14 protein-coding genes and 2 tRNA genes are annotated in these 13,511 nt (G+C 70.7%); 7 read left to right on the top strand and 9 right to left on the bottom strand.

What is annotated here, in order from left to right; translation table 11 throughout:
• Positions 1-1,326 carry a TolB family protein gene (locus AC1QRC_RS11135; RefSeq protein WP_484203386.1) on the top strand — a complete coding sequence of 442 codons (1,326 nt, stop codon included), beginning with the start codon at positions 1-3 and terminating at the stop codon, positions 1,324-1,326.
• On the opposite strand, the gene AC1QRC_RS11130 is transcribed toward AC1QRC_RS11135, so the two are convergent.
• Positions 1,308-1,381 (bottom strand) — tRNA-Ile (locus tag AC1QRC_RS11130). The genes AC1QRC_RS11135 and AC1QRC_RS11130 overlap by 19 nt on opposite strands.
• Positions 1,382-1,510: 129 nt before the next feature.
• Between AC1QRC_RS11130 and AC1QRC_RS11125 the strand changes: the two genes are divergently transcribed.
• From AC1QRC_RS11125 to AC1QRC_RS11110, 4 genes are all read left to right on the top strand, one after another.
• Entirely contained in the window at positions 1,511-2,293 is a 783-nt protein-coding gene (locus tag AC1QRC_RS11125; RefSeq protein ID WP_484203385.1) for an amino acid ABC transporter ATP-binding protein, read from the top strand.
• Between the two features lie 46 nt (positions 2,294-2,339).
• A complete protein-coding gene (locus tag AC1QRC_RS11120) occupies positions 2,340-3,227 on the top strand; it encodes a glutamate ABC transporter substrate-binding protein (RefSeq protein WP_484203384.1) in 888 nt (295 codons plus the stop codon).
• Between the two features lie 74 nt (positions 3,228-3,301).
• Positions 3,302-3,952, top strand: coding sequence for an amino acid ABC transporter permease (locus AC1QRC_RS11115; RefSeq protein ID WP_484203383.1), 651 nt, complete (start codon positions 3,302-3,304; stop codon positions 3,950-3,952).
• Positions 3,949-4,860, top strand: a complete 912-nt coding sequence (locus AC1QRC_RS11110; protein ID WP_484203382.1) for an amino acid ABC transporter permease — start codon at positions 3,949-3,951, stop codon at positions 4,858-4,860. Before AC1QRC_RS11115 ends, AC1QRC_RS11110 begins: the two co-directional genes overlap by 4 nt.
• A 45-nt stretch (positions 4,861-4,905) precedes the next feature.
• On the opposite strand, the gene vapC is transcribed toward AC1QRC_RS11110, so the two are convergent.
• From vapC to AC1QRC_RS11070, 8 genes are all read right to left on the bottom strand, one after another.
• Positions 4,906-5,319, bottom strand: coding sequence for a type II toxin-antitoxin system VapC family toxin (vapC, locus tag AC1QRC_RS11105; RefSeq protein WP_484203381.1), 414 nt, complete (start codon positions 5,317-5,319; stop codon positions 4,906-4,908).
• Entirely contained in the window at positions 5,316-5,525 is a 210-nt protein-coding gene (locus AC1QRC_RS11100; protein ID WP_484203380.1) for a type II toxin-antitoxin system VapB family antitoxin, read from the bottom strand. Before AC1QRC_RS11100 ends, vapC begins: the two co-directional genes overlap by 4 nt.
• A 75-nt stretch (positions 5,526-5,600) precedes the next feature.
• Entirely contained in the window at positions 5,601-6,149 is a 549-nt protein-coding gene (locus AC1QRC_RS11095) for a GNAT family N-acetyltransferase (RefSeq protein ID WP_484203379.1), read from the bottom strand.
• A 79-nt stretch (positions 6,150-6,228) separates the two neighbouring features.
• Positions 6,229-6,301: transfer RNA gene (locus AC1QRC_RS11090), tRNA-Asn, on the bottom strand.
• 55 nt (positions 6,302-6,356) lie between these two features.
• Complete coding sequence (locus AC1QRC_RS11085; RefSeq protein ID WP_484203378.1) at positions 6,357-6,941, bottom strand: hypothetical protein; 585 nt, start codon at positions 6,939-6,941, stop codon at positions 6,357-6,359.
• 2 nt (positions 6,942-6,943) lie between these two features.
• Positions 6,944-8,893, bottom strand: coding sequence for a DNA primase (gene dnaG / locus AC1QRC_RS11080; RefSeq protein WP_484203377.1), 1,950 nt, complete (start codon positions 8,891-8,893; stop codon positions 6,944-6,946).
• A gap of 87 nt (positions 8,894-8,980) precedes the next feature.
• The gene (locus AC1QRC_RS11075) at positions 8,981-10,006 is read right to left on the bottom strand and encodes an alpha/beta fold hydrolase (protein ID WP_484203376.1); all 1,026 of its coding nucleotides are present in this window, start codon (positions 10,004-10,006) and stop codon (positions 8,981-8,983) included.
• 47 nt (positions 10,007-10,053) lie between these two features.
• Positions 10,054-11,160: a serine hydrolase domain-containing protein gene (locus AC1QRC_RS11070; protein ID WP_484203375.1), complete on the bottom strand. Its 1,107-nt coding sequence runs from the start codon at positions 11,158-11,160 to the stop codon at positions 10,054-10,056.
• A 235-nt stretch (positions 11,161-11,395) separates the two neighbouring features.
• On the opposite strand from AC1QRC_RS11070, the gene AC1QRC_RS11065 reads away from it, so the two are divergent.
• Together AC1QRC_RS11065 and AC1QRC_RS11060 are read left to right on the top strand one after the other, a co-directional pair.
• Complete coding sequence (locus AC1QRC_RS11065; RefSeq protein ID WP_484203374.1) at positions 11,396-11,947, top strand: 23S rRNA (adenine(2058)-N(6))-methyltransferase Erm(C); 552 nt, start codon at positions 11,396-11,398, stop codon at positions 11,945-11,947.
• Positions 11,948-12,056: 109 nt separating this feature from the next.
• Positions 12,057-13,511, top strand: a complete 1,455-nt coding sequence (locus AC1QRC_RS11060) for a DHA2 family efflux MFS transporter permease subunit (RefSeq protein ID WP_484203373.1) — start codon at positions 12,057-12,059, stop codon at positions 13,509-13,511.

The raw sequence follows: 13,511 nt of genomic DNA, 5'->3' as shown, positions 1-13,511 counted from the left end.
ATGAGGCGTCGGTGGGTCTCGCCGGCCACGCTCGGGCTGGCCGCCGCCGTGGGCGCGACCGGAGCGGGGTTGCTGACGCCCTGGGGCTCGGCCGCGGGGGCCACGGGGGGCAGCGGAACGGCATACCTGCCCTCCCGGCTCCCTGACTACTCCTACCTCACCGGCTCGGTGTCGGCGTCGGCGCCGGGACGGGCCATCGCGATCTACCAGCACGGGTTCGGGGTCGAGTTCCTGGACTTCCCCCAGGCCGTGACGGTCGCTGCCGATCGTGACGCCACCCGCCGGATCGGCCTGGCCGAGGACCGGGGCGGCCCGCAGGCACAGGGCGATGCGGGCCCCATGCTGCTCTCCCCCGACGGGTCACGGGTCGCGGTCGGCACCTACGACGCGGAATTCCCCGATCTGGCGCTGCTCGATCTCTCCACGGGCGAGGTGACCTCCCACCCGGTGGAGGGCGGGCGCAGCGCCGTCCCGATCGCCTGGTCACCCGACTCCGTGCAGATCGCCTACCTGACGACCTCGGAAGCAGCCAACCCACACACCTTCGACATGCGGGTCGGGGGAAGCCTCGGCGTGCTCGATCTCGCGTCCGGCGCCTCGATCCAGCACCAAGCCGAAGGGACGGTCTGGGCGGCGGCCTACTCCCCCGACGGGACCGAGCTGGCGGTCCAGCGCGGCGGCTCCCTGGAGGTCGTGGCCCCCGACGGGTCCCTGCTCCGCGAGATCGACACAGCGCCGGGCAGCCGACTGGACGGGCCCCACGCATGGTCCGCCGACGGCGCGCTCCTGGCGACCACCACGGGGCCGGTCGACTGTTTCGACGCGGACCGTCCGTTCGACTACGCGGCCCACTACGCCTGTCAGCAGGAGCGGGACCACACCCGCTTTGTCGACGCGAGCGGCCTTGGCGGTGCCGTGCCGCAGCCGCTCAGCGTCGCGACCTCGGGCGGCTACGGGGTCCTGGGGTGGACGGGCGACCGCGAGCTCCTCGTGCTCGATGACCTGCATGCCCGTCACGACCCCGAGGACGACAGCATCCTCTACTGGGTCACGGCCGTGTCCCTGGACGACGGCGCCACGCGCAGGATCAGCGCGGTGGACGGGGAGACCAACTTCGGTATCGGTCAGTTCCAGCTCGCGACGGGCCTGCTCCCCGACATCGAGGTCCGGGAGCCGGGGCCGGTGGACCGGGGTCGCTGGCCCGCTCTGGCCATCGGCGGCGCGGCCGTCCTGACCGGCCTGATGGTGTTCTTGGTCGCGCACGGGCTGGTGCGCGTGGCCAGGGTGCGGCACGCGCTGGGACGGGGTGGGCCAGGTCGGGCTTGAACCGACGACCGACGGATTATGAGTCCGCTGCTCTAACCGGCTGAGCTACTGGCCCGGACGGTCGATGGTATCCGGAGGGGCTCCGTCCGACGGCACGGCTCCTACTCCGAAGTTTGGACTCATTTTGGTTACAGCGTGTCCAAACCAGCCCCCGGCGACCCCATCGGTAAGTAGGGTTCCCCCCATGACGGACCCCACCCCCGCCTCCGAAGGACCGGCTGGCCACAGTGGTGAGCCGCTGGTCGTGCTGGAGAACGTGAACAAGCACTTCGGCGACCTGCACGTGCTGCAGGACATCAACCTCACCGTCCACCAGGGCGAGGTCCTGGTGGTCATCGGCCCGTCCGGCTCGGGCAAGTCGACGCTGTGCCGCGCGATCAACCGGTTGGAGACCTACGAGTCAGGCCGCATCAGCATTGGCGGGGAGGACCTGCCCGAGGAGGGCAAGGCCCTCGCCCGGCTGCGCGCCGACGTGGGCATGGTCTTCCAGTCGTTCAACCTGTTCGCCCACAAGACGATCCTGGAGAACGTCACGCTCGGCCCGATCAAGGTCCGGGGGATCAAGGCGGCCGAGGCCAAGGAGCGCGCCATGGAGCTCCTGGAGCGGGTCGGGGTGGCCCACCAGGCCGACAAGTACCCCGCCCAGCTCTCCGGCGGCCAGCAGCAGCGGGTAGCGATCGCCCGTTCCCTGGCCATGGACCCCAAGGTCATGCTCTTCGACGAGCCCACCTCGGCCCTCGACCCCGAGATGATCAACGAGGTGCTGGACGTGATGGTCTCGCTCGCCAAGAGCGGCATGACGATGATCGTGGTGACCCACGAGATGGGGTTCGCCCGCAAGGCCGCCGACCGGGTGGTCTTCATGGCCGACGGTGCCATCGTCGAGCAGAACACCCCCGAGGAGTTCTTCACCAACGCCCAGTCCGCCCGTGCCAAGGACTTCCTCGGCAAGATCCTGACCCACTGACCGGTTTCGCAGCGGCACACCCGTGCCCGACACGAGGAGAACACCTATGAGGAAACGCAGTTTCAGCACATTTTCCGGCATCGTCGTAGCGGCATTGGTCCTCGCAGCATGTGGCGGCGACGACGGCGGTGAGGACCCGCCCGTCGCCGACGCCGAGGAGCTCGACTTCGCCGAGGGCTCCACCATGGCCGCCCTGGCCGACCAGGGCTCGATCACCATCGGCACCAAGTTCGACCAGCCGGGCTTCGGCCTGCAGAACCTCGAGGGTGACGTCGAAGGGTTCGACGTCGAGGTCGGCAAGATCATCGCCGGTGCCCTCGGGATCGAGGCCGACAGCATCGAGTGGCACGAAGCACCGTCCGCCCAGCGCGAGCAGCTCATCGAGGACGGCACGGTCGACATCGTCGTGGCGACCTACACCATCAACGAGGAGCGTGCCCAGCGCATCGCCTTCGCCGGCCCCTACTACGTCGCGGGTCAGCAGCTGATGGTCAAGTCCGACAACGACGTCATCACCGGCCCTGAGGACCTGGCCGACAACCCCGACCAGCTCGTCTGCTCGGTGACCGGCTCGACCCCGTCGGAGCAGATCAAGGAGTACCTCGCCAGCGACGACCAGTTGGTGCTCTTCGACGTCTACGAGCGGTGCGAGTCCTCGCTCGGCAACGACCAGGTCCAGGTGGTGACGACCGACAACGTCATCCTCCTCGGCTTCGTGTCCGAGTCCGACGGTGCCTACAAGCTGGTGGGCGAGCAGTTCACCGAGGAGCCCTACGGCATCGGCCTGACCCACGGCGACACCGAGTTCTGCGAGTGGATCAACGAGACCCTCGCGGCGAACGAGGACGCCTACAACGAGGCGTGGGCCAACACCGCCGGAGACGTCGAGGGCGCCGAGGCCCCGACCCTGCCGGAAGCCGCTTCCTGCGCATGAGTTCGTGATGGGTGCGGAGGGACATCGACCGTCCCTCCGCACCCGTCCTGGCCGGTGACCTGGAGGGAGTACGTGTGAACGCAGTCTTCGACAATCTGGACCTGTTCTGGAGCGGGTACCAGCGTTCGGTCCTGATCTGTCTGTGGGGCATGCTCGGTTCCCTGGCCCTGGGCACCGTGATCGCGTCCTTCCGGGTCTCCCCCGTGGCCCCGCTGCGGACCTTCGGCTCGGCATACGTCACCATCGTGCGCAACTGCCCACTGACGGTGGTCCTCTTCTTCTTCGCCTTCGGTCTGCCCGAGATCGGCATCAACGCACGGTTCTACACCTTCGGGGTCGCCGCGCTCATCGTCTACACCTCGGCCTTCGTCTGCGAGGCCCTGCGCTCCGGCATCAACTCGGTGTCCGCCGGCCAGGCCGAGGCCGCCCGCTCTATCGGACTGCCGTTCCGGCTCACCCTCACTCAGGTGATCCTGCCGCAGGCCTTCCGCACCTCCGTCCCCCCGGTGGGCAGCGTCATCATCGCGATGTTCAAGAACTCGGCCGTGGTCGGCGCCTTCGGCGTCGGCGGCGACCTCTGGAGTGGAGGACAAAACCTGATGAGCGCCCAGGGCTACGCTCCCCTGCCGGTCATCACCGGGGTCGCCGTCGGTTACCTGTGCATCACGCTCCCGGCGGGAGCCATCCTCGGCTTCATCGAGCGGAAGGTGGCGATCGCGCGATGAGCGACATGACCGTCCTGTATGACGCACCAGGCCCCCGCGCACGCCGCCGGGCACGCATCGGGGCCGGCATTGCCATCGTGCTGTTCCTGGCCGTGGTCTTCGTCGTCGCCCGCAGGCTGCACGAGCGCGGACAGTTCTCCATGGAACTGTGGGGGCCCCTGATCAACCCCGGCGACGAGAACTTTGCCGCCGTCTGGCGCCTGCTGGGCGACGGGATGCTCAAGACGCTCACCGCCGCAGTGCTGGCCATCCTCTTCTCGATGCTCGTCGGCACCCTGGTCGGCGTGGCCCGCATGATGGCCGGGCGCTGGGGCCGGATCCCGCTCGTCGGTGCCATCGAACTCTTCCGCGGGCTCCCCGTGGTGGTCTCGATCTACTTCGCCTGGCGGGTGCTGCCCACCATCGGCCTGGACCTGTCCGGGATGCCCGGGGGCGGCGGACTCTGGTACCTCGTCATCGGCCTCACGGCCTACAACTCGGTCATCATCGCCGAGATCCTGCGGGCCGGCGTCGCCTCCCTGCCGCGCGGTCAGCGCGAAGCCGGGATGGCGATCGGGCTGACACCGTGGCAGAACATGAGGCTGATCCTGCTCCCCCAGGCGTTCAGGGTGATGCTCCCCGCGCTCATCAGCCAGCTCATCGTGATCCTCAAGGACACCTCCCTCGCGGCAGTCCTGGGCCTCTACATCGAGCTGCTCCGCCGCTCCAACCTGATCGCCCTCAACCTGGACAACCCGATCCAGATGTTCGCGGTCGCGGGCCTGATCTTCATCATCGTCAACTACCTGCTGGGTCGCCTCGCCACCTGGGTCGAGGGCCGCTCGTCCCGGCGCAGCGCTGGCCGGGGCGCCAAGGCCAAGGCGATGAAGACCGGGTCCGGCGTGGGTCTGGAGCAGCTCGGCCGGTAGGACCCGCGCGTGCCCGGCATCGCCCGGGTCCCCCCGGCGACCAGCTCAGTCAGCCGCGTCCTCCAGGAGCGATACCGTCCGCAGGCCACAGTGCCGCTGGAGCACGTCGAAGTCACGGCCTTGGTGGAGCACGGCCACGTCGAGTCGGAGGGCGACCGCAGCGATCAGGCAGTCGCCCAGGTTGCGGACGGACTCGCCGGCACGGCGACACTCCCGCTGCAGCCGCGCGGCCGCCAAGGAGTCAACCAGCGGCTCGCAGGGCGCCAGGTCGAAGGATTCCAGCAGTCGCTGTCGCCGGGCCGCTACAGCTTCGTCGGTCGGGCCGCTGAGTAGTTCCATCAGCACCGTCTCGGGGACGATCAGACGTGTGTGGTCCTTGATCAGCGACTCGAGATGGTCTCCGGCAGTCGACGGGCCTTGCCTGAGGAACTCGATCCACACCGAGGTGTCGACGATCACGCCTCGCCCCGCCAGTCACCCTCGATCTCGTCATTGGTCAACTCGAACTCGCTGCCCCGCATGGCGAGAATCTCCGGAAGCGGCAGGGGGTCCCGGACGAGTTGTCGCAGGGCAAAGTCGACGGCAGCACGCTTGGATTCGAGGCGGTATCGCTCCATCACCGTGGCGACCAGGGCCTCGTCGAGATCGATGTTCGTGCGGGCCATGCCCACCACGATACACCTCATGGTGTATGCCCTGCGTTTGCCCGCTCGGCGCCGGTTGGGGACCTCAGGGACGGATCAGTGCTCGGCGCTGGGCCGCCATCCCATGATCACCGCCGCGTAGTCGCTCCCCGGGTAGACGAAGTCGGGCAGCAGCTCCACGAACCCGAGTCGGCCGTAGAGCCGCCGGGCGGGGTTGTCGGGCGTGGTGGCCAGCAACGCCTGCTGCTGGGTCATCGCGCTCACCTGGGCGCGGATCAGCGCGGTGCCGATCCCGCGTCCCTGGTGGGCAGGGTCCACCTCGACCTCGACGATCTCCATGGTGTCCGACAGCCAGCTCTCGTGCCCCGCCCGCACCATCGCCGGGCTGACCCGCTCGGGCCACCAGTGGCCCTCGACGAAGTCGAAGCCGTAGAGGAAGCCGACGATCTCCCCCTCCGTCTGCGCCGCCAGGCAGGTGGCGCCCGGGTAGCTGGCCATGCAGTCGCGGAAGGTCTCGTGGAAGTGGTCGCGCGCCGAGTCCGAGTGCCCCAGTGCTGCCTGGTAGATGTCGGCGATCCGGTCGGCCCGGGCCACCGCCTCGGCACTGGTCAGCCAGCCGATCACCACCTCGCCGTGCTGTGTCATCCGTCCCTCCTCGGGGATCCGTCGACGCCGGGAACGGCAGTGGCCCGGACCTCCTGGAAGGCCCGGGCCACTGGTGCCGCTCCCCCGACTGGACTCGAACCAGTAACCTGCCGGTTAACAGCCGGCTGCTCTGCCAATTGAGCTACAGGGGAAGGTTGCCGCGCCGAAGTGCAGCGAGGTCAGACTGTACCAAACGCGCCGGATCCCTCACCAATCGCCGCCCGGCCCGCCGGGAGGCAGACCCACCTGGCTGCGCAGGTCGGTCCGGGCCTGCGCAACCTCCTCCCGCAACTCGCTGTCACCGGCCCGCGCGGCACGGTCCACCAGCACCTGCTCCACCAGCTCGCGGGTCCGCAGGTCCTTGCGGATCACCACCCGCGCCGTGCGGCGCGGACCCAGGTCCACGTGCCGTGCCAGCACCACACTGGCGGACACCCGGTCGTGCAGCGTCTCCGGGAGCCTTCCGGGGCCGGTAGCGGTCCGAAGCCGCCACTGCCGCAGTGGGGAACCGTCCACCCAGGAGACGCCGAGCACGAAGGTGTCCGGGTCCCACGAGCCGGAGTCGACCTCCAACCAGCGGCGCGATTCCTCGAGGTCACCGTCCTCGGTGACCATGACCAGGCGCCAGGTCGTGACGAGGACCCACACCCCCGTCAGGTCGTCCCTCGCGGCGGCGTGGACCTTCTCGCCGCCGCCCAGCGCGGCCGCCGACACGACCTCGCCCGGTGGGCTCGGCATCCCCTTCGGCACGTCCTCGGGCGTGCTGCCCCGTCCCCGGCCCAGCAGTGCCATCCTCACTCCGTCCCGGCCCGCAACCGGACCAACTCGCGCTGCAGCTGGATCAGCTCCTCGCTGATCCGCCTGCTGTCCGTGCCGTCCGCCCCGGCTCGCTGCAGGGCGCTCATGGCGTCCTCGATGCGTCGCGAGAGGCCTGCCTCGAGGACCCTGACCACCAGGGACGCGACGTAGCGCTGGGGCGGGCGGCCGTCGGGCTCTAACCGCACCGGCAGCGGGGCGACGGCGAGCTCGTGCACCATCGACCGTGCTTGCTCGGGCGTCTGCTCGGTCACGGCGGTGGTCCAGCCCGCGGTGCTGTGACCCGTCGCCGCGGCCACCCCACCAGCAGACCGTATGCCGTGGAGCACCGCGCGGTGGGCCGGCGCCTTCAGGCTCTCCGGGGCAAGCGGGGCGACCTCGGCCTCGGCCACGCTCTGCGGGTACTGCAACGCCACCTGGAGCAGTTGTCGCTCCGCCGCCACCAGCGGATCCCTCAGGTCGGGCGGAGGCAACTGCTCGGGTCGGGGCTCGGCCGCCCCGGCGCCCCCCTGCTCGTCGGGGCGCTCCCCGCGTGCCGGCTCCTCGGCATACCGGCCCTGCCGACCGGCCGGTGCCCGGCCCGCGCGGGCCACCTCGGTCCCCAGCTGCTCCACGCCCACGCCCAACCACCCGGCCACGGTGCGCACGTACTCCGGCCGCAGCGACCGGTCGCGGATCCCGGACAGGATGGGCGCGACCGCCCGCATCGCCTGCACCCGCTGCTCGGCCCGATCCAGGTCGAACGGGGCGATCGTGGTGCGGACCGCGAACTCGAACATCGGCACCGCCCCCTCGATCAGCTCGGCCACCGCCTCGTCGCCGGCCGAGCTGCGCAGATCGTTGGGGTCCTGGCCCGCCGGGGCGACCGCGACGTAGGACTGGGAGGCCCACTTCTGGTCCTGCTCGAAGGCACGCATCGCCGCCTTCTGCCCGGCGGCGTCGCCATCGAAGGTAAAGACGACCCGGGCCGGGGCGAGACTGGCCTCGTCCCGCAGGATCCGCCGCAACGTCTTGATGTGGTCGGCCCCGAACGCGGTGCCGCAGGTCGCCACGGCCGTCTCGACGCCGGCGAGGTGGCAGGCCATCACGTCGGTGTAGCCCTCCACCACAACGGCCTGCCGCTGGGCGGCCATCGGCTTCTTGGCCAGGTCAAGCCCGTAGAGCACGGAGGCCTTCTTGTAGATAGGGGTCTCGGAGGTGTTGAGGTACTTGCCCGGCATCCGGTCGTCGTCGAAGAGTTTGCGGGCCCCGAAGCCGACGGTGTCGCCGGTGATGTCCCGGATCGGCCAGATCACCCTGCCCTGGAAGACGTCGTAGCGGCCGCCGCGGCGCACCAGGCCGCCCGCGACCAGCTCGTCGACGGTGAACCCCAGACCGCGCAGGTGCCGGGACAGGGCGTCGCCCGTGCGGGGGGCGTAACCCACCTGGAACTGCCGGGCGACCTCGCCGTTGAACCCCTTCTCCCGCAGGAAGTCCCGCGCTGCACGCGCGTCCCCATAGGCCGGGTCGTCCGACTCGAGCAGGGCGTGGTGGAAGAACTCCGCCGCGGCGCGGTGTGCCTCGACCAGGCGGGCCCGCCGACCCAGCCCACCCTCGGAGTCGCGGCGTCCCGGACCGGAGGACTCGTCATACCGCAGCTCCATGCCGAGGCGGGAGGCGAGCCGCTCCACCGCCTCGGCGAAGGTGAGGTGGTCGACCTTCATCACGAACGAGATGACGTCGCCGCCCTCGCCGCAGCCGAAGCAGTGGTAGGACCCGACGGCCGGGCGGACATTGAAGGAGGGCGTCTTCTCGTCGTGGAACGGGCAGAGCCCCTTGAGTGCGCCGGCACCCCCGGGGCGCAGCGTGACGTGCTCGCGCACGATGTCCTCGATGGACGTGCGCTCCTTGACCTCCTGCACGTCCTCGGGCCTGATCAGTCCCGCCACGGACCCTCCTTCGCTGTCCCGGTGAGTCTAGGCGGCTGGGCCGGGGCGGGGCCGGGGCGTCCCCAGCGCGGCGGTCCCGGCCGCCCCTCAGGCCAGGAAGGCGCGCAGGTCGGCGACGAACCGGTCGTGGTGCTCCAGGTGCGGGCTGTGCCCGCAGTCGGGATAGACGGTCTCGGTGTAACCGCCGGCAGCCTCCAACACCCGGCGCAGCTGGGCGACCATCGGCTGCGGGGGGAACACGTCCTCGCCCGGCCAGTCGGGCACCGCACCCACCTGGCCGAGGAAACCCAGGTCGAAGAAGGAGGTGTCGGACACGATCTGGTCCTGGTCGCCCCGCACCCACAGCACGGGCGGCGCGGGGTCGAGGTCGGCGAACGGCGTCACGTCGCAGTAGGCGGGGCTGATCGCGTTGTTCATCCCGGTGGTGCCGGGGGCGACGTGCGGCCAGTGGTCGGAGGGGGTGCTGTCGCCGGGGTAGACGTCCTCGCCCGTGCTGGTCGCCAGCATCCCGTCCAGGTAGCGCTGCTCCAGGTCGGGGTCGAGGCTCAGCCCGGGCTTCACGTAGAACTGGCGCAACGTAGTGAGCGGACTCGCCGGGTCCTCCCCGCGATCGCCGTCGGCGAGCCGGGCCAGGAAGTCGGGGTTGACCGTGCCGCCACCGGATCCCGCGAAGTCCGCCGTGGTCGGCTGCCCGTCCGCGCCGCGTGTCCCGCCGAAGCCGTAGGGCGACATCCCGGACTCGAGCACCAGGCTGCGCACGTGGTCGGGGTGGTCGATCGCCAACTGCATCACCACGCCTCCCCCGGCCGACCAGCCGAGCAGGTCGACCGGCTCGGTGAGCTCGAGCGCCTGCAGGAGCGCGGCCAGGTCGTCGGAGAAGTCGCGCAGCCCCCGGGTGGCGTCGATCGGGAGCCGCTCGGAGTCGCCGTAGCCCCGGAAGTCGGGAGCGATGAGCCGTCGCTCGCCGGCGAGCGCCTCCATCAAGGGCTCGAAGAAGACCGAGGACGAGACGTTGCCGTGCACCAGGACGAGGACCGGCGCATCGGCCGGCCCCGCTTCCCGGACGAACGTGTCGAGCCGGGCCGTCTGCACGTGGCGCGTGGTGATCGTCATGCCCGGATCCTGTCAGGCCCGCCTCGCCCTTGTCACGGGCGTGCGGGTCAGGCCGGGTTGGGGGACTCCATCGTGTCGATGATCAGCTCGCCGAGGTCGTCCCCGAAGCCCTCGACGTTGGCCAGCACCACGGTCGTGGTGTCGGTCCGGTAGTTCAGCCGCCCCAGCGCCTCCACCCCGGGGTCACCGCCATCGTGCAGGAACACGCCCTTGGTCTGGTTCACGAAGACGCCGTAGCCCATCCCCCAGCCGGGCTCCTCCTCGGGGTCGAACATCACCTGGGGCGTGACCATCGCCTCCCCCAGGTCGGGACCGAGGAGCTCACCGGCCGCCATGTTGCGCAGGAACCGCTCGATGTCGGCCGCGGTGCAGTACGCCCCGCCGTCGGCCCCGCCCACCGGAGGCATCGCGAAGACGTTGCTGCGCCACGGCATACCGTCCGCCTCCGGCGGCAGGTAGCCCACGGCCAGGTCCGGTCGGACCTCGTCCACCCGGAAGTAGCCGGTGTCGGCCATCCCCACGGGTTGCAGTACGCGCTCGGTGACCACGGTGGCGAACTCCCCGCCGCTGACCTGCTCCAGGACCAGCCCGAGGAGCAGGTAGCCGGCGTTGGAGTAGCGACTGGACACGCCCGGGGGCTGGTGGGCGGGCAATCCGGCGAACAGCGGCAGGAAGTCGGCCGGGCGCAGGATCCGGTAGGCGGGCAGGTCGGTCCACAGCGCCGCGTAGTCCTCCTGGTAGTCCGGCAGGTCCTCGTCCTCCTCGAAGTAGTCGGCGATTCCGGAGGTGTGGGTCAGCAGGTGGTGGACGGTCACGCCGGGATCCAGGGTGGTGGGCCGCAGTTGCGGCGGGAGGATGTCGACGACCGGCGTATGCAGCGTCAGTTCCCCGCGGCGGACCGCGTCCAGCACGGCCGCGGCGGTGAACATCTTGCACAGCGAGGCGACTGCGAATCGGGTGCCCGGGTGGACGGGGATGCCGGCCGCCCGGTCCGCCATGCCGTGGCAGGACTCGAACAGCACGTCGTGGCCACGGGTGACGCGGACCAGTCCGGAGAAGCCCTCCTGCTCGATGCGGCTCAGGTGCTCGGTGACCGGGGCCCAGCGGTCGCTGCTGGGGCCGGGTCTGGGGCTGGTTCCGGAACTGGTGCTCATGCTCCACGGTGGCACCTTCCCCCCAATTTTCGTAGTGGTTTTGTCGTGCTCCCCCGCATCTTCGTAGCGGTTCTGCACCCGGGTTCGGAGTCGGGTCCCCAGCCGGCGGCCGCAACGGACGGCAGATTCGCTACGAGAATGCGGGTAAGGGCGACAAACCCACTACGAAAATGGGTTGAGGCGCGGAGCGCCGAAATCTAGCGTCGGCGCATGAGCATTTTCGTGATGGTGCGTCGTGTCCGCGGCAGGTCGCCGCTGGGGACGGCACCTGCTGAGGTCGACCTGGGCTGAGCGTATCGTCGCCGACGCGGGCATCCGCGAGGGCGAGCTCGTCCTCGATCTGGGGTCCGGCACTGGGGCACTGACCGGGCCGCTCGCCCACCGGGGAGCCCGCGTCGTCGCGGTCGAACTGCACAGGGGACGGGCCGCGACGCTCCGGCGGAGGACCGCCGGGTCGGGCCGGGTCACGGTGGTCGAGGGTGACCTGCTGACGGTGCCGCTGCCGGGCCGGCCGTTCCGGGTGCTGGCCAACCCCCCGTATGCCGTGGGGTCGGCCCTGGTCCGCAGGCTCACCCACCGGCGGTCCTCGATGGTGCGGGCCGACCTGGTGGTGCCGCGGTGGATGGCGCGGCGCTTCGAGGCAGACCCGCCGCGTGGCTACTGGGCCGAGGTCGGCCGGCACGTCCCGGCCGACGCGTTCGACCCACCGCCACGCGGGGACAGTGCGGTCCTCGTCCTGCGGCGCACAGCCAGGCGGCCCAGCCGCGGCCGGGGTGCCGGGCGATGAGTCCGACGGCCCGCACCGGTCCATCCCACGGACCCGCCAACACGACATACCCACACCCGGGCCCGGCACCCGGCGCACGACGAGACAGAACGAAGGACGGTGACCAGGCGTGACGACACAAACGACCGCACCCCGGGCGGGGCACGGGCGGAGCACCGGCGTCGTGGTCGGCGTGCTGACCGTGGCGACGTTTATCGTGATCCTGAACGAGACCATCATGGTGAACGCCATCCCGCAGCTGATGGGGGTCTTCGACGTCGACGCCCGGGCTGCCCAGTGGCTCTCGACGGCGTTCATGCTGACGATGGCCGTGGTGATCCCCTCGACGGGGTGGACCCTGCAACGGCTGGGGACCCGCAACACCTTCGCCGCCGCGATGGCGCTGTTCTGCGCGGGCACCCTGCTCGCCGGGCTTGCCCCCCTGTTCCCGGTGCTCATCGCCGGCCGCGTCGTGCAGGCCGCGGGCACCGCGATCATGCTCCCGCTGCTGATGACCACCGTGCTGAACCTGATCCCCGAGCACCAGCGCGGAAGGGTCATGGGCAACGTGACCCTGACCATCTCCGTGGCGCCCGCCATGGGCCCTGCCGTCTCCGGGGTGATCTTGGAGGTCGCCTCCTGGCGCTGGTTGTTCTTCCTGGTGCTGCCATTGGCTGCCCTCGTCGCGGTCACCGGCCTGCGCCTGCTGGAGCGGGACCTGCCCGAAGCCGCCGGGCGGTTGGACGCGCTGAGCGTGCTGCTGACCGGGGTGGGTTTCGGCGGCCTCATCTACGGGCTCAGCCAACTCGGTGGTGAGGGCGGCGAGACCGCGGGCGCGGGCACCGCCGGAACGGTGCCGTTCGTGGCACTCGGGCTCGGCGCGCTCGGGCTCGCCGCGTTCGTGCTGCGCCAGGTGCGGCTGCAACGTGGCGGCGACCCGTTGCTGGACCTGCGGGTGCTGCGACACCGCACCTACACCGTCGCCCTGTCCCTGGCCTCGCTGTCGTTCATGGGCCTGATGGGCGTGGTCATCCTGCTGCCGATCTTCCTGCAGGACGTGCGCGGTCTCACCACCCTGCAGACCGGGCTGCTCCTGATGCCGGGCGGCTTGACGATGGGCCTGATGGGGCCGCTCGTCGGGCGCCTCTACGACCGCGTCGGCGCCCGCACCCTGGTGCTGCCCGGCGCCGTTGCGGTGCTGCTCAGCCTGGCCGGAACGGCGTATGCCGTGCAGGCCGCTCCGTGGTGGACCTTCCTGGTGCTGCACATCCTGCTGAGCGTGGGCCTGGCGTTCATGTTCACCCCGACGTTCACCCTGGGGCTGGGCAGCCTGCCCCAGCCGCTGTACGGCCACGGCAGCGCGCTACTGGCCACGGTGCAGCAGGTGGCCGCGGCGGCCGGCACCGCCCTGGTCATCACGATCATGGCCACCCGCGCGGCCACCCTGGAGCACGGCGGGACCGCCGAGGTGCCCGCGCTCGCCGGCGGGGTGCAGCTCGCGGTCGGCGCAGCCGCGGTGCTTGCCCTGGTCGGGCTCGGGCTGGCGCTGCTGCTCCCGCGGCGGACCTCCGTGCCAGGTGCATAG

The sequence above is a fragment of the Ornithinicoccus sp. genome, assembly GCF_057176825.1.
This window is presented reverse-complemented; position numbering and strand designations above follow the sequence as displayed.